The following is an 18,922-nucleotide window of genomic DNA, read 5'->3' as shown; positions in this document are numbered from 1 at the left end:
TTGATCTGCGTGGCTGTGGAAAGATATATAGTTTTTCCACAAAGCCATAATCTGTTTCGACTCGAAACTTCCACAGTTAATCCACTCTTATCCACACCGATTGATCGAGTAATTGATATTCATAATTCCCCCAAGCTTTTCGGCTTCTAGTGAGTTTACGACTTATAACGTTATATCTAAGTAAAGTCTTTAGTCCGCGTGATACAGAGTCTGTTGATACACCGAGTTTATGCGCCATATATTTTATACTCGGATAACATTTTCCTTCGCGATTCGATTGACGGCAAAGCACCATATAAACCAAACTCGCCTTGGAGCATTGTTTTGCATAATTATCAATATATAAATTTTGCATGTAAAAAACTTTATTCATACTGTAAAAAATTATAACCAGGTAAATTGTTGATGTTTTTACCTGGTTATTTTGTTGATAAATTCAGCGCCATTTATGCACCATCATTTGTTGCCGTTCTTCAATTATCTTTCGTATCTCTTGGGTTTCTTCTGGAAAGAAGTCTTCTAGAGTTTTGTCATAAACAACACATAGCTTATAACAATCCCTTACTAACTTTGGCATATGTGTCTCTTTCTCTAGTCTAGAGAGACGTGAACCATTGATTAAAGTAAGAAGAATCACATCCAAACGACTTTTCCCTAATGACTTTCTGATTTTCTTAAATTTGTTTGTCATACATTTCTTTGTTCTATTTCAGTATGGGTTAAGTTTGGTTTTTACAAAAGGTCGAAAGTGATAATCAGAGATGATTGCCAAAATAAATGCACAATTATGATTATCACTTCTGCCTTTTTGTTTCTTTTTAAAAGAGCTATAACATAAAAAAGACACTTGCTGCAATTGCAAATGTCTCTCCCCCGTATCTATTTATGACAAGAATACTAGAGTCTGTCTATACTTAAAAGGAACGGATGTACACTATCTCATTAAATCAAAAAAAATGCCCCTACAAGTTTATCAATCGAAAACACTAACAAAATTGCACAAAGATTTTTGTGATTATAGCCTTTTTGAAAAAGGTTATGCTCGTGGAACGATAAGGAATTATCAATATAGTTGGAAGTCTTTAAATAGTTTTTTTGCACTTGAAAGTCTTTTTGATATTAGCGAAGAAATATTGAGGCAATTTTTTTATCGAGGACAGCAAGAAAAACACTGGAGTAAAAATACAATTCTTCACCATCGCAAAAATTTAATGCCTTTCTTCAAGTGGTGCACGAAAAAAAAGCTGATCAATGAAAATCCATTAGAACAGATTGGAAAGCCTAAAATCGAATCAAAGATTCCTGGACATTTCACCAACAACGAAATAGAAAAACTAATGCTCTCCGTTTTAAAATACCAATATGTTTCAGATTTTCTAAGAAGAAGAGATTACGCTATTCTTTCAATGTTACTGACGCTAGGGTTGAGGCGAGAAGAATTGTTGGGTTTGAAGTTATCGGATATTACTTTTAGTGAAATGAAACTCAAAGTGCGTGCACAAACCTCAAAATCAAAAAAAGACCGCATATTACCAATCCCTCAGCGTTTAAAAGATATATTACTTGAATATATTACAGAAAGAGAAAGAATTGGTAAAAGTACATTGTATTTATTCGCATCGTATAATTTAGATGCGAAATTCACAGACAGTGGACTAAAACTATTACTGAAACGAATTCAAAGAAAAACAGGAATTCATATTCACACTCATAAATTTCGCCATACCTTTGCAACAAAAGCCTTAGAAAGTGGCGTTGATATTAAGACATTACAAATTCTTATGGGGCACAGCAGCATAAAATCAACGGTTATTTATTTGCATACCACAGTAAAGCACATGCAAAAAGCATTGGAAAAAAATCAAATCAACTACTTGATCTAGAAATGAATACTAAACAAACCTTGGAAGCTTATCGCGTATGATTTGTTTTAAATGATCATCAGCGATATGCGTATAGATCAATGTTGTTTTAATGTTAGAGTGACCGAGTAAGCGAGCAACTGTTTTTAAATCTACGCCCGATCTTACAAGTATAGTTGCGTATGTATGTCGAAAACGATGTGAGGATATACCAAATCCTAATGTATTCTTTAGTTTTTCAAATAGACCTCTTAAACAACTTTCTGTTAATTCTCTTCCTACATAAGAAATAAAAAATTTATTTGAATAAGAACGTCTTCGATTTTTTTCAATAGTGTATCTTTTAAGAGCCACTACTAAATTATCTGGTATTGGAATTTCTCGATCTTTATTCCATTTACTAGCTCTAACCAAAATGATTCCATTATCTATTTGAATGTCCGAGTCTTCCAGTTTTAAAAGTTCATTTTTTCTTATACCAGAGTGAACAAACGTTGAAATAATCGCATAGTTTCTCACAAATAAGAAGCGATTATTTTCATAAAGACTTGTCAGGGCATTCAATATGCGCACTACTTTTTCCTCAGAGAAGTATTCTGGTACATATTGATTTTTACCACTAGGCTTTCCTACTTTTGCAATTGGATTGTCTTCAAAGTATCCTTCTTCTGTACACCATTTTAGAAAAGATTTGATGGCTTTATAATAAGCTAAATATGTTGTATCTTTCCATTTATTCTGTGTTGTACCTTCAAAAAAAAATACTTCTAGATGATATTGTGAAATGTCTTCTATGTTTTTAATCTTTGTTGTGTTCGCAAAATAGCGAAAAGAATTTTTATACCATTTGATTGTACGTGGTGTGCAACCTTTAAGTATTTGCTTGCGGCAAAATGCATCGAGGAGTGTATCTATTTTCATAAATGTAGACCAACAGTCTTTGGCTGTAGGTTCTCAAACAAAAGAAAAAATAGAAAATAGTGAGAATATTTGCTAATGTTAGCCAAAAAGGTGTACCCAGGAGGATTCGAACCTCCGACCTACAGCTTAGAAGGCTGTTGCTCTATCCAGTTGAGCTACTGGCACATAAATTTTGACCTAACGCTAGCCAAAAAAAGCTATTTGGGAATGTTTTTCTATTTTGACGTTAGAGAACCAACAGCCTTGCCTATTGGAGACTAATGATTAATGCTATTACTTTAACATGCAACCCATTGATGTTGCAAATAGCGCTTTGTAAATAGTTGTCTTCTTAGACAAAAATTAGTTGGGAAATTTAAATAAATTTTTGAGCACAACCGAAGAATAAAGCTGCAAAGCTTTTTTATATTATTTTGCCGATAATTTGATTTATACAGTAATAAATTAAAAGAGATCTCAATCAGTTACTTTTTCATCTGTTATTACTCAAAGTTAAGAGTCTTCAAAATTAACTTTCATTTGCAATTTGATTGTAGCTTTATTAATCGATTTATAGCGTTTTTTAATCGAAAACGTAAGTTGTATTGTATAATATATGCAAGTAAACAAGATTACTAGGAGAGTAATACATGTTGTAGAAAATGGAGTTGTAATGGCAACAGCAGATCAAATTAAGGCATTAATACGATCACACTTTAAAGATGACAAAGAGCGTTTTTACGCAGTTGCACTTCAAGTAGCAGCCCATGAAGCTAAACAAGGGCATATAAATTTAGCAAAAGAAATTCGCGATAGTATTAATGAGGAAAAAAACAAGAATTCTAAAAATATTTTTCTTTCTCAAGATTTGCAAAACTTAGTGCTAATTGAAAATGGAAAAATAAAAAAATCAATTCTAATTGTATCATCTTTAATTGAAACGCGTATCAAACGTATTATTCACGAATACAGAGAACAAAAAAAGTTAAAACTTCATGGTTTAAAACATCGCCGTAAGGTTCTTCTTATTGGACCACCTGGGACTGGAAAAACTATGACTGCTAAAGTTTTAGCAACGGAATTAAATTTATCTCTCCATGTTATTCAAGTAGATAGAATGGTGACAAAATTTATGGGAGAAACAAGTTCTAAGCTAAGGCAAATTTTTGATTTAATACAAAAAGTACATGGTGTTTATCTTTTTGACGAATTTGACGCGATTGGAGGAAATAGATCTTTAGATAATGACGTGGGGGAAATGCGGAGAGTTTTAAATTCGCTTTTACAGTTTATCGAGCAAGATACCTCTGACAGTATAATTGTTGCAGCAACAAATAACCCCAAGTTGCTTGACCCTGCTTTGTTTCGGCGTTTTGATGATGTTTTATACTATGGTATTCCTCAAGAAGAAGAAAGAAAATGCCTGATAAAAAACATTTTAGGTTTGTATTTAACATCGAGATTTGCATGGAAAAAAATATTAATTAAAAGTGAAGGTCTAAGTCATGCGGAAATAGATCATGCTTGTAGAGATGCGATAAAAAATGCGATTTTGTTTGGAAATAAAAAAATCAGTGCTACAAAATTGTTAAAAGTTATAGATGAGCGAAAGAGTGCTTATTGTGGTTTATTTTAAGGCCGGAGAACAGTGAAAAAATTACCTCATATAGCAATAAATATTTTACCCAATAAATTAGATTTTACTAGCACCCAAAAAGTTGTATTGCAGTTTGAAACTCCTAAAAGAAGCAGAGAAGATCATGCAAAATATTTAAGAAATAGGTTAGATGAGTGTTGGGAAAAAGCAAATGAAGAAAAAGTCATTCATCACACAACTTCTAGCGGAATATATTTGGAGTTCGAAGGAGAAGAAGGTTACGATTTAATTACAAAGAGTTTAGAAGAAAAACGAGCTAAAAGTTCAGAAAAATGGACTCGTTTACTGAATGTTCGTAGTGTAATCAAAGAAGTTGTTAATCCAAAAACCAATAAAAAGCAAAAATTTGAAACCAAATATGCAACAGTTTTTATACCTAATAGTAAGAAACATTCTTTTTTCAAAAAAATAGAACGCTATTCCAATGAAATAAATAAAAAATCTGGAAAGCCCAAGCATTTTGATTTAATAAATAGCATTTCTAATATAAAAAAAGCTTTAAATATAAAATCTTTTTGGGTAGATCACGAAGATTTAATTCCTGGGAATGAAAAGGAATGGTGCGAAGTTTGGCTTAGTAGCAATGAAAATTATGTTATTGAGCGTTTTGAGGAGCTACTAAAACAAGAGGGTATTATTTCCAAGCCTAGTATAATCCGTTTCCCCGAACGAACTGTAAAAATAATTAAAGTAAACATGGAGCAGTTAAAGCGTTTGACAATATATTCTGATGATATAGCAGAGTATCGTAAAGCCAAAACAACAGCATCATTTTGGACAGAAAACATAAAAAACTCTGAACAAGCTGAATGGGCTCAAGATTTAATTGACCGCGTTAAAGTAATGAACGATCAGGTTTCTATATGTATTTTAGATAGTGGAGTTAACCTCCACCCTCTCCTAAAACCCATTCTTAATCAAGATGATTGCCAAGCTGTTATGCCAGAATGGGGACCTGATGATCATGTTACTCATGGGCATGGAACTTGTATGGCTGGTATTGCTGCATATGGCAACTTAGAAAAGCAACTAATAAGTAGTAATATTATTGAGTTAAAACACTCTTTAGAGTCAGTAAAAATTATACCACCTCAAGGTAAAAATAATCAAGATTTATGGGGATATATCACTTCTCAAGGAATTAACCTTGCTGAAATTCAATCACCAAACAAAATACGTCTGTTGTGTATGGCTGTGAGTTCGGAAGATACGATCGAAGATGGCTGTCCTACGTCTTGGTCATCAAAACTAGATCAATTAGCTGCAGGAATTGACTATGATGTAGCAGCAATAAAAAAAGATTTTACTGAAAGTAATAATCCTGAAATTTCAGAAAAACGATTAATCGTAGTTAGTGCTGGAAATGCTGATATTTCATCTGAAATAGCAAAAAATTATCCTAATTCCCAAATTGAACAGTTAATACACGATCCTGCACAATCTTGGAATGTGTTGACTGTTGGAGCGTATACTGAGCTAGACGAAATTAAAGATTCAAGTTTAAAAAATTATACACCTATAGCACAAAAAGGAGAACTATCTCCTTTCACAACAACTTCTTTAATGTGGGATGATAAATGGCCAATCAAACCCGAAATTGTAATGGAAGGAGGCAATTTAGCTATAGATACAAATGATTTTGTAAGCACATTTGACGATTTATCTATACTTTCTACCTCTAAAGATCCTCAAACTTCATATTTTACATCATTTAATATGACTAGTGCTGCGACAGCAAAAGCCGCGTGGTTTGCAGCACAAATCCAAGCAGAATATCCTAATTTTTGGCCTGAAACGGTACGTGCTTTGATTGTTCACTCTTCAGAATGGCCAGAATCTTTAAAAAAACAGTTTTTGAAAGATAATAAAAAAAGTTCTTTAAAAAAATTACTTAGGATTGCAGGTTATGGAGTACCTAACCTTGAAAAAGCACTATATAGTGCTTCTAACTCTTTAACATTAATAGTTCAGGAAGAAATTCAACCTTTTCAAAAAAAAGATGGCCGTTGCAAAACAAAAGATATGCATTTACATGAAATACCATGGCCTAAGGAAGTTTTACTTGGCTTACCTGATAGTGTAAAAGTCTCCATGAGAATAACTTTGTCCTATTTTATAGAGCCCGGCCCTGGTGAACTCGGTTGGAAGGACCGATATCGTTACCCTTCTCACGGATTGAGGTTTAAAATTAATTCTCCAGGGCAATCTAAAGATGAATTTATAAAAGGCGTTAATCTTGCTGCACGTGAAGAAGATGAGATAGTTGATAAAACTGATACTTCTAAATGCTGGATGATAGGAAAAAATGCGCGAGATAAAGGTTCCATTCATTCTGATATCTGGAGAGGAACGGCTTCTGAGTTAGCGATGTCCAACTTGATAGCTATTTTTCCTACAGTAGGTTGGTGGCGTGAAAGACAAAAATTAGTTAGATGGGATAGCAAGACAAGGTATTCTTTGCTAGTATCAATTGATACATCTGATCAAAACATCGATATATATACACCTGTAATAAATAAAATTCAATCAAGTATTTCAATTAACTATTAGTTTGTGATAGATAGGAAGAATAAGCGATAATATCGCTCCTCCTTATACAACGCTGACGTCGATTAAATACATGTTTTACAGTTCTCAAGAAAGTTTTGATGTAGTTGTATACAGTTGCATCAAAACTTCTTGTGCTTTTTCTTTATTGACATCTAAAATTACTATTGGTAGATTGTTATACAAGATCAGTTTCAAAAACACAGGAAAGTTAAACTCCTTTCTTAACACCAATCCTTATTTTCCGCTAATCTTAGCCCATCAAATATTTTTCACATCGCAACACGAAAATCAACTAATAATCACTAATATCAATCTATGCCTAACCTTAGCCTAAAAAGAGTATTTTCTGAGTTTCAAAAACCTGTGGAAATGAAACTCAAGCAAACTCAGAAAAAAAGAAATAGATACAAGCCACCTCTACAGAAAGTATTAACTCAATTTGAAATAGCGATTTTGTTATTGGTGAATTTCTTAGAATACTTAGACGCGATAGAAAAAGGTATCAAGCATCCGATTATTGACTGGATGATTGTAAACACATCTTTGTGGACACTTAGAGTTTCGGAGTCTGCTAATCTATTATGCGGACATATAAACATCATTGATCGTTCACCTGAAAATACACAACAAACGCTACCTAAAGCAGTCCAGCAAATCCTTGATAATTTAAAGGCTGATGGGCAAGATATTTTAGCGGAAGCGTTATATTCAACTCTTGTGACTTTGTGTAAAGAAGATGAGAAAACAACAACTTCTCATTTTGGTTTGGTGAATACTAAGAATGGTATTCCTCGCGATGTTCCTATAGGCAAAAACGCGGAGCTAATTATCCGCCATTATATGCAGTGGAAAAAAGCTATTGGTGAACCTACAGATCCTGATTCTCCATTTTTTTTCTCCATAAGAGGAAAGAATAACAGATACACTATCCAAGGATTGGCAAAAGCTTTTAGAAGAGCTAAAACTAAAGCTGGTATCTTAAAGCCAATAACATCGCATTCTGGTCGCCATACCATTGGTTCTCATATGGGAAGACATTCTAAGTATCTTCAAGAGCTTAAAAGTGCTTTAGGCCACGCATCTATCAATACTACAAATCAATACACTCATATGTTCAATCCAAAAATGATCGAATTTAGCCAGGAGTATGAAAAAATCATTTATCCAGTAATGGAAGTTCTTCAACAGAAAGGTAAGAACTATGAAATATTTGATGGTAATTCTCTTAGCAATGTTGATATTTGTCGCATGCAATGACGAAAAACCAAAAGATGATCATCAATCTGCGGCAGAGATGCGTAAAAAAATAGATGAGCGATCAAAAAATTTGGGCAAGGATTTAGAAAAAATTGCGCAACAACAAAACGAGAAAAAAAATCGCGAAAAGCAAAATCAGCAAAATAAACAAAACGTTCCTGCAAAACCCAAGGTAGAGAACAAGAAACCTGTAGGAAAAACTAATCTGTTTGAATTCTTGGTATTACAAACACAGGCAAACTCCCAAAATTCAAAATTGAAGAGAAAAGACTCTTTACAAAAGTTGGCAAAAATTACAAATGGAAAGCAAGCAAGGTTGTTTGGAGTTGTAAAGAATATTGATGAAGAAACAATACCTAATACTGAAAATCCAGAAGAAAAAATTACTCAGTATATTGTACAATTTCAATCTTTGTTTATTGGCAACAAGTATCTTCCCTTTCATTTGTCTTTTCCATATTCTTCATTTATTGCGGAAACAAAAAACAAATCAAAAGTCATTGAATTAGAAAAAGGAAATTTTATTAGTGCGTTAGGTCATTTAAAACTACGAATGAAAAAAAATTCTTATGATGGGCAAAACTATCTCGATTTTCGTTTTGTAATAAATAATGTTGTTAAGGGACTTGACCAAACGGCGATGGGATTGAAAGATATAAATTCTACACTGACAACTTCAGATGTCGTATCCTACATGCAAACAGCAGCAACACTTAAAAAGATGAAGAAAACATTTAATATAAGCCCTTACCAAAACCCATTAAAAAACCTTGGTATCAAAGCTAATTTCATAGGGAATTTTAAGCGCAAAGATTTAAACGAGCGCTATAGAAAAGAAGGAAATTTTCGCTTTTTAGTTTCAAAAGAATTTAAAGTTTTTTTTCAAGAAGATGAGCTTCTCGCTGAAATTTTATTAAGTATGCCAAAGACTCAAGATGTACAGGTAAGAGGTCAAATTACAAAGTTAAAATCAGGTGTTGTACTTGAAGACCCAAGCGTTTTTTTTGAACTGAATAATAATAAATATAAATTTCAAAGCGGTAATTTACAAGCAGCTGATGGCAAATTAAAAGTGTTTCATTTTTTCGTAGCAGAGAATGCTTTGCTATACAAAAAGAAGCAACTATCATTAGATAAATTTTATCTGTTCTTAGAAACAGCAAAGCTAAATGCTTCTTTTGTAAATTTGGAAATGAAAAGCAGCAATCGTTTAAGTAACTTTCAATCTATGATAACAAAACTTTTGCAAGGAAGTTCTATCCCCTATAAAATAGACAAATCTAACCTGAAAACAGAAGTTAGCACCGACTCTAGGTGGAATCAAATTCAAGAACTTTATCAAGTTGCTTCAGCATGTACATCTTACCGCAATGGCTATCCTAAAGAACTAAAAGATGTTGCTGGTCGGTGGTCCCGAAATTTAAGGAAAAATCTGTTTGATGATTATATCTATGTAAATTCGTCAAATAGCCCGTTTTTGGATAATGATATGCAAAAGCAACATGCTCTTATTTATCCCAAAAAATCTTCAACAAAGGTAGTTGCTGTTGCGTTTATTAACACGAGTAAAAATGCTCATGGTTATTCTTTCAACGACATAAAATTAGTTTTGCTAGAAAAAAAACAATTGTCAGAAGTCGAGAAAATTGCAAAAGGTTTTGTCAAATCTATTGATTTAGATTCATTGCAAAAAGAACTCAAAGCGATAGCAAAACTTTGTAAGGTCTATCAGGAAACTCTTGGAAAACGATTTAGATACCCTAAGTCGCTTGAGGCGTTAATCGAAAATCGAATAGTAAAGAATACACCGCAAAATCAAAAAATGTTACAAAACTATGATTATGTATACAGCCCAATTCATACGTTTGAAGACAATGACAAAAAAAGACAACAAATTCTCATATCGCCAAAGAGTATTAATTCTTCCCAAATACCTGTTATATTTATCAATTACTCAAATGATGAACTCAGTATGATATCTAAAAGCGAACTTGTGCGAATTAAGAAAGCTGCTTTGCAGGCGCGTGATAAAAAGAAATAGTTTTCCTAAAAACCTACAATCATCTTGATCGTAGGTTTTTTATTATTTAAGGTAGCTTTATTCGGAGTTGAACATGATGGTTAAAATAATCATAGCCTATCTAAAGTAAACCATCTGCTTTTAAACACTCATTGAGAGGACCTTCTTTAAAATGTAAGTCTCGTTCGACATAGAACCCTTGATTTTCATAATCTTCCAGCTCTTTTAAATAAAAATACCCCCATTCCTTAAAATTATCGCCTAATGAAGCATAACCATAGAAATCTTTAACATCATGAAAATACTCTGTTGCATACCAAATATCTCCCGATGTGGAAAAAAAACGAACAACGACTATAGGGTTTTTATTTTCCTCTTGATAGCCAATTTCGTTGAATCGTTTCTCAAGTTTTTTCGTTATGAGTTTTGGTTTTCTGCCGATGGTATTACTGATTTTTTTATTCATAATTTTTTTTGAGAGAGCATCATATATTTTTGCTCTCAAAAACTTCATTTGTTAAATCAAAATTTTCTTATTAATTTTTACATTTGTTATATGTGTACTTGTTCTCAATCGTTTTTTGCGAGCTTGTTTGTTTTTAGATGTATTTTTTTGCTGAAAATTTTTCGCCTTTTGTTAGCTTATTTCCCTTGGTGCATATTTTTTATTTAAAAGCAATGTAACAACCGATAATAGTCTCATTTTTTGGATAAAAAGATTTATTAAAACAAATGGCATTGCCATAGGTTACATTCAACATTTTCATCATCTTATCGTGCGAAAATGATATGTTAGCTTGCTTACCGTTATATACAATTCCTTTTTCTTGTACAGGGTTTATAATAACCAACGCACCGTGATGAACGAGCATTTCTTTGCAATATTCAAGAAAAGCACCCTTGTCTTCAACGAATGGGAAAGTCAGTTTACAAAATATTACATCAAAATGATTGCTATAACGTTGCGAAAAATGGTTGATATTATCTAGGTTTATTTGGGTAAATTTTGCATTGGCAATATTTTGTGATTGCGCGTACTCTAAAGCAATTTCACTTCCATCAACTCCTAGCACAAAATCACTTATAGGAGAAACCTGCGTAACTAGTTCGCCACGGCCGCACCCTAAGTCCAATGCATTGGTAAAACGATTTTTTTGTAAATTTTGCAACACTTCGTAAGTAATCAACTCAAAAAGCACTTGATTCAACTTTAGGTATTTAGCATCTTTTTTGTAATATTTATTCCAATTTGTTGTCATAAAATTAAGAGAGGAAGACATTTTAGCCTTCCTCGGTATTAATTATTTTGTTTGTAACTTGTTAATATTTTTATATTTAGTCATCTGAACATGTGCATGGATCAGGAATACAGTCATCTTTTTTATTTTGATTCTTTGTGGCATCGATGCTTGACATACATGGATATCCTTCTTGGCACGAAACATGGCAGTCGTTATCACAATTAGACTTTACTTCCCAGATTTCAGCATCAAACACAATATTATTTGCCAACATATAGTTGACCGTTGCTTGCTTACCACCAAAGTGTTTTTTATCTGTATTCGGATTGTCGTTTGGTTCGTGGTGAATAAACGGTACTCCTAAAGATTTGGAGAATTTTGTATACGCTTTTGTGTACATGAGAAACTCATGCCAACCAATATCTACCTTTCGAGAAGGAGACAAACCTTTTTTATTTCTGCGGCCAAAGCTATTTACGTGTGCACATAAAGACAAAAAGTCGATTGTGCTGTTGAGTATTCTGCGCGATTCATCTAAACTAAAATTGTGTTCTTTCGCTATACGTTTTACAACTCGATCAAAATCGACAGAGGATATTTGCCCTCGTTGAAATGTGGGCGTTTCTTGAGTAGTAGCTACTATACTCATTCTAAATCTCCTAGATTCTATATTTTGAGTTATCTCTAACTCTAAGGAACAATTGCAAGTCATAACATTACAACTTACTTGTCCGGAGCTTATAACCCTTTTTTTAGATTGTCAAATACTCGCCTGTGGATAACTTTTCGCACAAAAAGCAATTTAGATAAAAAGCATACTTTGGTACAAGTCACCGAAATAGACGCTTGACTTCACGCAATGTTTCCATTATTTTATACAAGGTTTTCGCTTTATGGAGAAAAAGCGAAAACCTTGTTTTCTATTTTCCTAATAAATACAACGTTTTTATCACACATCTATTTTTCTCCTCTGCTGTACGAAAAAATAAATCTCTTGTAAAATAAGAGATATGACTCAAAAACATTTCGCTTTTTCTCCAGATTACGAAAACCTCACTTCTCAATATCCATATCCTAAAAATGGCCGCCTTCCACAAATGAATGCTGCATCACCACGAAAATGCTTAACAGGCTTAGAATGTCTTCAATTACAGCAATATGCTTATGAGCAGCTTATTTATGCAAATAAAGTTTCTAATGTATACAAAGGTGTTTCTGCTGTTGTTAAAGCACTTATTATCATTATTGGTCTAAACACAGGACTTAGAATAACAGAGCTTACTAGTACTTGTTGGGGAGACTTTGTTATTGATTCGAATTGCGTATTTGTACGTAATGGGAAAGGTCAAAAAACGCGGTATGTTTATTATTCGCCATCAATTGTGAATCCGATAATAATTGATGCGCACGCTCTTTTTTCGAAGTGGAAACTTCCGAATAAATTTGATGATTGGGTTTTTTACTCTGTTACAAAAGAGAGATCTTATTCTCAAAGGGCGTTACAACTTTGCATGAAAAAAATAATAACCAAGCTCAACATCCGAAATCACTTGAGTCCGCACTCATTGCGTCATAGTTTTGCCGTTAATTTTTATTTGGCTAGTGGCAAAGATATTAAAGCAGTTCAAGAACAATTGGGACATACCGATATCAAAACAACCCAGATCTATCTTTCCACTTTGATGCCGACAATTAATGAGACATTGCGCAAAATGTATCCAGATTTTCAAAAATCTCGGTGTCGATTATGAAAATAATTGCTTTTACAGCGCAGTCATTTGGCTTTGGTCCTGTGCGTAAAATGATTGCCATTGCTGAAAAACTAAATGGTGTATATAAAATTTTTTTTGGTTCGGGTGTTACCTACGACTTTGCCAAAGCTCATATTTTCGATGAATATCACTATCTCGAAAATAATGAGAATGCTGACATCTCTTCTATTTTGAATAAAAGTGACGTGTTTATTAATGTGATGGATTTTGAATTGGGAAACATCGCTAAAAAATCAAACTGTAAATGTATAGTTGTTGATTCGTTACTGTGGTTTTATCCATTTCGGCCTGATATTGATTACGCTGATTATTATTTTGTGCAGGATTTCTTTCGCTCATCTTCTTTAAAAATAAAAGAACACGGCATAAGCAATGCTTATATAATTGGCCCAATTGTAGAAGAAAACGATTTTAACAGCCAAAAAATAGAGCAATGTATAATCAATTTCGGCGGAAGTGATGGCAAAATTTGTAATTCTCATGTCACTGTTGGTAAGAATACCAATTACCCATTTATTATGCTGCACGTTTTGTTACCTCTACTAAGTTCTTATTTCAAACATGTATTAGTAGTCGGTCGAGAAAGTATTATTAGTGCGTGCTCAAAACGTTTCTCTATAGAGAACGTATCTTTTGCGATGCTTAATTTAAAAGAAATGTGTTATGAATTATCGCAATCGCAGGTCGTATTTTCTGTACCTGGCATACACAGTTTTTTAGATGCAGCAAACAAACTACCCATTTTTTTCTTGCCTCCAAGTAACCACTCGCATCAAGAAAATTTAGATATTTTTATTAAGCACGCAGTTACAAGCTCATACTTCTCTTGGACAGAGTGCTATGGATTAAGATTTAAAGATGCAATGCCGCGCCAACAAAAGATAAGTATTATTTTAAAAGCAATAGAGCGTTTTGATTGTGATTCTTTCGTACAAAAACAATTACAAAAAAGCGCTTCTAAATTTTTAGAAAACAAGGATCTGTGGCCAGAAATTATTAGGCAACAACAAAGAAAACTAAAATCTCTAGGAAAAAGTGGTCTGGAAACTATTATTTCAACTATAGAAACATTACTCTCTTCTAACCATAATAATGTTAATATTCACAATGATGGCATAGCGGTATATAATAACTAAAACAGATAATCCAAAATATATGTTCGACAATTTAGAATCACTTGCAATAGCCTCTGGTCTTTTCTTTACCGCTTACCAACTACGTCAAGGCTGGAAAACAAATTCATTAGGTATAGAATTGATGTACAAAGAAAGATTTGACCAGCTAAACCAAGATCGCAAAGATTTTCATGATCTTTACAAAAAACAAACAAGCCTTAAAAGCTTGAAAAAAACAGACAAAAATTTATACCAAGAAATTATAAACTGGGAAAATCGCTACTTTCATTATGAGTTTGATCGCTTTATTATTGGCCACAAACGCAAAGCAGTTCCAAGATCACTAAAGAAAGCTTGGGACTGTTCCCTACAATCAGCCATGCAAAATAAAATACACAAACAAGCGTGGGAGTTGGAAATTCGAAATGAATATTTCCTAGATAAAGATTTTTACAACTTTGTTGATTCATCATCAACAACTATTTGCGACTAGTTTTGTCGATTTCAAATTAACTCAATACTTGCAGAGTGCTTTGTTTCTTTGTGAATGCGTCTTAGTGTTTTTATTCCAAAGTATTTTCTTGCATACATATATTTGAAAACAATATCTTTATAAGAAAATACTTTTAGGATATAAGGATTCTGGTTTACTTCGAAGTTTTTCTCTTCTTTTAGATAAAATGTTTTCCATTGAAAAGAGAAACGTAATTAAGTTGATTTTTTTTGGGATTTCATGAAAAAGGTATGTATGTCGAAGAAGTATAGCAGTATCTTTGGTGATGCTAATAATCTTCTGGAAGCATAATAGTAAACTTTTGTGTTTCATTTTGGACAATAAATATTTTTTGTTGTGAGCCAGAAGGAAGTTCTATATCTCCTGAAAAAAAGGTATCTGGTTTTGTAAAGTTTTTAGATTTTTTTTTTACAATTTGATTGCTCTGATTTAATAAATCAAGAAGATTGTTTACTTTTATTTTTGTATCTTGAATATAGCTTTTATGTAAAAGGTTAATGGTTATGTAGTTGAATAGTCCTTTTCCCCATTTTGGGTTTATTTTACAGATATTAAAAAGAAGTTTGTCATTTTCTGCATCTTCCAATGAGTAAGAATAAATTATTTCATCCATTTTTTTGATGTTATGTTTTTGAATAGTGCCAATTAAATTTGTTTGTACTCCTAGAATTTCATGAGCTATTTGCTTTATTGGTCTGCATTTGTTTTTCACTTCGTCTTTCCTCACATGAATCCACTTCATTTTTTTTCCTTCTCGCGATCCTTTTTCGATATATGGACCGTGTGCTTCTTCTGGTGATCTTGCTTTTGTACATGTTTTACAATTTGGTGTATTGCACATTTTCATTCTTTTTCTATAAGTCACCCCTTGAATATTGATAGATTCAGTGATCGAAGATCTTTTTTGCATAAAAGTCTCAGGTTAATGCTAAAGAAGTTTGCATTCTACTTCCCTAGCATACCAACAATGTAGGATTTTATGCAAATTTTGGTGAATATTTTATTGCATTTGTGGGTCTTGTACTTTCAAAAGAATAATAATAAACAATGTAATATTGTGTTACACCACTATTTCTTCTTATAACGCGAAAGCGTTTTTGCTTATGCAATAAAGGAATATAGAGAGATTTTGATGAGAATAAAGAAGAATCGATAAAAAAATTTTATTGGGAAATGTAGAAAAATATACGGAAAGAAGCCTATTATTGGCTCATCCAACTAATACATACCATTTAAAGAATAGTTGACAAATAGCAATAAAAAAAGCTTGGGACTGTTCCCTACAACCAGCGATGCAAAACAAAATACACAAATAAGCGTAGGAATTGGAAATTCGAAATGAATATTTTCTAGACAAGGATTTTTATAGCTTTATCGATTCATCATCAACAACTATTTACGACTAGTTTTGTCTATTTCCTTCGATTTCGCTTTCAAAATATTTGTCATAATAGGATTATAAAGAATTCTTTCATACTCCCGGCTAAATTCACACATTTTAGGGCTAAACATATGTGAATACTGATTTGTTGTACTAATAGAAGCATGCCCAAGAGCACTTTTTACTTCCTGTAAATATTTAGACTCTTGTGTCATGTGACTACCCATAGTGTGCCGTCCACAATGCGGTGTAATAGGTTTTATGATACCAGCCTTAACCTTTGCACGTCGAAAACATTTACGCAGTCCCTGAGTAGTGTAACGGCCATTTTTTGATCGCGGTGAGAAAAAAAACGGTGCATCAGCGTCAGTTGACTCACCAGCAAACTTCTTCCATTGTAGATATTCGCGAAGAATAAATTGCGCAGACCATCCAAAAATAGGAACATCGCGTGGTATATTACCTTTGGTATTCTTTAAACCAATATGTGCAGGCATTTTTTGATTATCTTGAATCATCAAACTAAGAAGTGTACTTCGCAAAATATCAGCAAACTCTTTTTTATTCTGCGTTTCAAATTTCTCAACAACATCGACTGCTGATTGCGGTAACACTGGGCTGTTTTTTTCACACAATGTGTACTGATGAATATGCCCACACAGTAAATTCGCAGATTCCGCTATTCGAAAACCCCACAAAGATGTGTTTATTACCATCCAGTCAATAACATGGTGCCGCTCTTTATTTTTAAACGCCTCCTCTTTTTCGAGATAATTTACAAGAAGTAATAACGATATCTCAAATTGGCTCAATACTTGGTGGCATCGCGGAGAATAACGACCGCGTGATTTTTTTTGCGATTTATGTGATTGTCTTTTCACGAGAAAAGGAAACTCGCGAAAAACATGTTTTTGGCTAAGGTTAAGCATATATGAAGGTTTTAATAGACATGAATTAAATTTAGTGATAGGTTGAAGAAAATTATTATACATACAAAATGTGCTATAGTTACCATGAAATGGCATTTTAAAACACGAAAGGAGTTTCCTTTTCTCGTGTTTTCGAAACTCGCCATCTAAAAGGAATTTAACCATAGTATATTTTTTACACTTTGTCAATACACCAACTATATGAACGAAAACGAAAGACTTCAACGAATAAAGGAGTTAGAGTTACTCTGGCTTAATTTTTATAATAACAGATACGATTTAAGTGAGGAACAATGGAAAGAGCATGATAAAGTTATGCACGAATACATGCGACTTCTTCTCTAATGAGTATTTGAATAGCCTACTTTTCAAATAGGTCTAATATGAATGAAGTCGCAAAATTGTTTTGCGCATTATCAACACTCTTTCTTCCAAATTTGTTGGTTGCCATTTTTCGAAGGTAGCCAGTCTATTCAATGATCTCACCCTCATCCAAGTAACTCATCTTCTCTGCGAATTTTTTGGTTGACACATCCTGCTATTACCATCGTAAATAATCTTTGCCTATTCTCCCACCCTTGAGCAAAGGCATCATGTAATAATCACTTGGAGAAATTTTTCCTTACTAATTTTTTTGGTTAAATTTCAAATAGAGGCTAGCAGTAAGGAGTAAAATTTTATTGATCGCAATAATTATTATTAAATTCAAATTCTAGTGTTGAATGCCCAACATCAAACTCTTCTGAAAGCATAGTTTTAAGAAAAGTCTTTAACTTTTCATTTTTGATAGGATTATTGTCTGACGGTACCACATGTGCCTCTAATGCATTGTGCTGTTCATCTAGTTGCCAGATATGGACATGATGTACATTTTTCACGCCGTCTATTGCTTCCATCGCAGTTATTACTTCCTGAATAGAAAGATGTTCTGGTGTTCCTTCCATTAAAATGTGGATTGTTTTTGGTAACATTGTAAAACCTTGCCACAATACATAACCAGCAATAAGAAGTGTCAACAGTGTGTCAGTCCAATACCATCTATAGACTAAGATGCATGTCCCAGCGATAATAACTCCTACAGAAGCCAACGCGTCCGATACATTATGCAAAAATGCCGCCTTGATATTCATACTGTTTTTTGACATAGTGTAAGTTAGTATGGCAGTGATGATATCTACTGCTAATGCGATACCTGCGACAATTACCACCGTCCAACCTTCTATTTCCTCTGGCTTAGTAAAACGCCATAAAGCTTCGTAAATCAAATATAAACCTACTATTACCAGAGTAGTGAGATTGATAAGTGCAGCAATAATCTCTGCACGTTTGTAGCCAAAAGTTTTATGTTCGTCAGCAGGTTTGCGCCCAATTTTTCTTGCAAATAATGCGATGCCAAGTGAAGCAGCATCACTCAAATTGTGTAGTGCGTCGGCAATAAGAGATAAACTACCAGAAAAGATACCTCCTATTACTTGTGCAACAGTCAACAGCATATTTACTCCAACAGCAGTGATAAGCTTGCCATCCCCCATTTTTTCTGCTCCATGATCGTGTTTGTGTCCCACGTTTATTTCTCCTAATATTTGTGTGAATTAGTTACAGCATCAGCAAAGAAATCGACAACATATTAGCCAATAGTGATATAGAACCAAAATAGAGACCAGTAATGACTTACATAAAAATATTCGCACATTAAGAAATAGAATAATGCAGAATTTTTCCGT

17 protein-coding genes and 1 tRNA gene are annotated in these 18,922 nt (G+C 33.2%); 8 read left to right on the top strand and 10 right to left on the bottom strand.

The annotated features are described in order from the left end of the window. Positions 1–76: 76 nt before the first annotated feature. Both UABHE_RS18775 and UABHE_RS18770 read right to left on the bottom strand, forming a co-directional pair. Positions 77–355, bottom strand: a complete 279-nt coding sequence (locus tag UABHE_RS18775; RefSeq protein ID WP_372364787.1) for a helix-turn-helix domain-containing protein — start codon at positions 353–355, stop codon at positions 77–79. Positions 356–436: 81 nt separating this feature from the next. Further along, the gene (locus tag UABHE_RS18770) at positions 437–691 is read right to left on the bottom strand and encodes a hypothetical protein (RefSeq protein WP_372364786.1); all 255 of its coding nucleotides are present in this window, start codon (positions 689–691) and stop codon (positions 437–439) included. Between the two features lie 265 nt (positions 692–956). Between UABHE_RS18770 and UABHE_RS18765 the strand changes: the two genes are divergently transcribed. Continuing rightward, on the top strand, positions 957–1,883 hold the full coding sequence (locus UABHE_RS18765; protein ID WP_372364785.1) for a tyrosine-type recombinase/integrase: 927 nt from the start codon (positions 957–959) through the stop codon (positions 1,881–1,883). A gap of 9 nt (positions 1,884–1,892) precedes the next feature. Here UABHE_RS18765 and UABHE_RS18760 read toward each other — a convergent pair whose 3' ends face one another. Both UABHE_RS18760 and UABHE_RS18755 read right to left on the bottom strand, forming a co-directional pair. Further along, the gene (locus UABHE_RS18760; RefSeq protein WP_372364784.1) at positions 1,893–2,783 is read right to left on the bottom strand and encodes a tyrosine-type recombinase/integrase; all 891 of its coding nucleotides are present in this window, start codon (positions 2,781–2,783) and stop codon (positions 1,893–1,895) included. 91 nt (positions 2,784–2,874) lie between these two features. Continuing rightward, positions 2,875–2,948, bottom strand: a tRNA-Arg gene (locus tag UABHE_RS18755). Positions 2,949–3,435: 487 nt separating this feature from the next. On the opposite strand from UABHE_RS18755, the gene UABHE_RS18750 reads away from it, so the two are divergent. From UABHE_RS18750 to UABHE_RS18735, 4 genes are all read left to right on the top strand, one after another. Then, the gene (locus UABHE_RS18750) at positions 3,436–4,398 is read left to right on the top strand and encodes an AAA family ATPase (RefSeq protein ID WP_372364783.1); all 963 of its coding nucleotides are present in this window, start codon (positions 3,436–3,438) and stop codon (positions 4,396–4,398) included. Between the two features lie 12 nt (positions 4,399–4,410). Continuing rightward, positions 4,411–6,969, top strand: coding sequence for a S8 family peptidase (locus tag UABHE_RS18745; RefSeq protein ID WP_372364782.1), 2,559 nt, complete (start codon positions 4,411–4,413; stop codon positions 6,967–6,969). 369 nt (positions 6,970–7,338) lie between these two features. Then, the gene (locus tag UABHE_RS18740) at positions 7,339–8,226 is read left to right on the top strand and encodes a tyrosine-type recombinase/integrase (RefSeq protein WP_372364781.1); all 888 of its coding nucleotides are present in this window, start codon (positions 7,339–7,341) and stop codon (positions 8,224–8,226) included. Next, entirely contained in the window at positions 8,171–10,267 is a 2,097-nt protein-coding gene (locus tag UABHE_RS18735; RefSeq protein WP_372364780.1) for a hypothetical protein, read from the top strand. The genes UABHE_RS18740 and UABHE_RS18735 overlap by 56 nt, the downstream gene beginning before the upstream one ends. Positions 10,268–10,367: 100 nt before the next feature. Here the strand turns inward: UABHE_RS18735 and UABHE_RS18730 are convergent, their stop codons facing one another. From UABHE_RS18730 to UABHE_RS18720, 3 genes are all read right to left on the bottom strand, one after another. Beyond that, positions 10,368–10,712 (bottom strand): DUF2958 domain-containing protein, encoded by a 345-nt coding sequence (locus tag UABHE_RS18730; RefSeq protein WP_372364779.1) that lies wholly within the window; start codon positions 10,710–10,712, stop codon positions 10,368–10,370. A gap of 199 nt (positions 10,713–10,911) precedes the next feature. Next, a complete protein-coding gene (locus UABHE_RS18725; RefSeq protein ID WP_372364778.1) occupies positions 10,912–11,526 on the bottom strand; it encodes a methyltransferase domain-containing protein in 615 nt (204 codons plus the stop codon). Positions 11,527–11,581: 55 nt separating this feature from the next. After that, entirely contained in the window at positions 11,582–12,136 is a 555-nt protein-coding gene (locus UABHE_RS18720; protein WP_372364777.1) for a hypothetical protein, read from the bottom strand. Positions 12,137–12,497: 361 nt separating this feature from the next. Here UABHE_RS18720 and UABHE_RS18715 point away from each other — a divergent pair, with 361 nt between their 5' ends. Genes UABHE_RS18715 through UABHE_RS18705 form a run of 3 tightly spaced genes read left to right on the top strand, consistent with a single transcriptional unit; the run spans position 12,498 to position 14,867 of the window. Continuing rightward, positions 12,498–13,238: a tyrosine-type recombinase/integrase gene (locus UABHE_RS18715; RefSeq protein ID WP_372364776.1), complete on the top strand. Its 741-nt coding sequence runs from the start codon at positions 12,498–12,500 to the stop codon at positions 13,236–13,238. After that, positions 13,235–14,395 carry a hypothetical protein gene (locus UABHE_RS18710; RefSeq protein ID WP_372364775.1) on the top strand — a complete coding sequence of 387 codons (1,161 nt, stop codon included), beginning with the start codon at positions 13,235–13,237 and terminating at the stop codon, positions 14,393–14,395. Before UABHE_RS18715 ends, UABHE_RS18710 begins: the two co-directional genes overlap by 4 nt. A 19-nt stretch (positions 14,396–14,414) precedes the next feature. Further along, positions 14,415–14,867 carry a hypothetical protein gene (locus tag UABHE_RS18705; RefSeq protein ID WP_372364774.1) on the top strand — a complete coding sequence of 151 codons (453 nt, stop codon included), beginning with the start codon at positions 14,415–14,417 and terminating at the stop codon, positions 14,865–14,867. 289 nt (positions 14,868–15,156) lie between these two features. Here the strand turns inward: UABHE_RS18705 and UABHE_RS18700 are convergent, their stop codons facing one another. The 3 genes from UABHE_RS18700 to UABHE_RS18690 form a co-directional block, all read right to left on the bottom strand. Then, a complete protein-coding gene (locus tag UABHE_RS18700) occupies positions 15,157–15,798 on the bottom strand; it encodes a hypothetical protein (protein ID WP_372364772.1) in 642 nt (213 codons plus the stop codon). Between the two features lie 482 nt (positions 15,799–16,280). Next, on the bottom strand, positions 16,281–17,261 hold the full coding sequence (locus tag UABHE_RS18695; protein ID WP_372364771.1) for a tyrosine-type recombinase/integrase: 981 nt from the start codon (positions 17,259–17,261) through the stop codon (positions 16,281–16,283). A 614-nt stretch (positions 17,262–17,875) separates the two neighbouring features. Continuing rightward, positions 17,876–18,763 carry a cation diffusion facilitator family transporter gene (locus UABHE_RS18690; protein WP_372364770.1) on the bottom strand — a complete coding sequence of 296 codons (888 nt, stop codon included), beginning with the start codon at positions 18,761–18,763 and terminating at the stop codon, positions 17,876–17,878. Positions 18,764–18,922: the final 159 nt, after the last annotated feature.

Origin of the sequence: Candidatus Uabimicrobium helgolandensis (assembly GCF_041508025.1) — a bacterium.
Taxonomy (GTDB): Bacteria; Planctomycetota; Uabimicrobiia; order Uabimicrobiales; family Uabimicrobiaceae; genus Uabimicrobium; species Uabimicrobium helgolandensis.
This window is presented reverse-complemented; position numbering and strand designations above follow the sequence as displayed.

Excerpts from the sequence above, each read along its gene's own strand:
- UABHE_RS18695 (WP_372364771.1), bottom strand. The coding sequence starts at position 17,261 with ATGTATAATAATTTTCTTCAACCTATCACTAAATTTAATTCATGTCTA.
- UABHE_RS18760 (WP_372364784.1), bottom strand. The coding sequence starts at position 2,783 with ATGAAAATAGATACACTCCTCGATGCATTTTGCCGCAAGCAAATACTT.
- UABHE_RS18770 (WP_372364786.1), bottom strand. The coding sequence starts at position 691 with ATGACAAACAAATTTAAGAAAATCAGAAAGTCATTAGGGAAAAGTCGT.
- UABHE_RS18715 (WP_372364776.1), top strand. The coding sequence starts at position 12,498 with ATGACTCAAAAACATTTCGCTTTTTCTCCAGATTACGAAAACCTCACT.
- UABHE_RS18740 (WP_372364781.1), top strand. The coding sequence starts at position 7,339 with ATGAAACTCAAGCAAACTCAGAAAAAAAGAAATAGATACAAGCCACCT.
- UABHE_RS18750 (WP_372364783.1), top strand. The coding sequence starts at position 3,436 with ATGGCAACAGCAGATCAAATTAAGGCATTAATACGATCACACTTTAAA.
- UABHE_RS18735 (WP_372364780.1), top strand. The coding sequence starts at position 8,171 with ATGAAATATTTGATGGTAATTCTCTTAGCAATGTTGATATTTGTCGCA.
- UABHE_RS18775 (WP_372364787.1), bottom strand. The coding sequence starts at position 355 with ATGCAAAATTTATATATTGATAATTATGCAAAACAATGCTCCAAGGCG.
- UABHE_RS18710 (WP_372364775.1), top strand. The coding sequence starts at position 13,235 with ATGAAAATAATTGCTTTTACAGCGCAGTCATTTGGCTTTGGTCCTGTG.
- UABHE_RS18705 (WP_372364774.1), top strand. The coding sequence starts at position 14,415 with ATGTTCGACAATTTAGAATCACTTGCAATAGCCTCTGGTCTTTTCTTT.
- UABHE_RS18730 (WP_372364779.1), bottom strand. The coding sequence starts at position 10,712 with ATGAATAAAAAAATCAGTAATACCATCGGCAGAAAACCAAAACTCATA.
- UABHE_RS18720 (WP_372364777.1), bottom strand. The coding sequence starts at position 12,136 with ATGAGTATAGTAGCTACTACTCAAGAAACGCCCACATTTCAACGAGGG.
- UABHE_RS18700 (WP_372364772.1), bottom strand. The coding sequence starts at position 15,798 with ATGCAAAAAAGATCTTCGATCACTGAATCTATCAATATTCAAGGGGTG.
- UABHE_RS18765 (WP_372364785.1), top strand. The coding sequence starts at position 957 with ATGCCCCTACAAGTTTATCAATCGAAAACACTAACAAAATTGCACAAA.
- UABHE_RS18725 (WP_372364778.1), bottom strand. The coding sequence starts at position 11,526 with ATGTCTTCCTCTCTTAATTTTATGACAACAAATTGGAATAAATATTAC.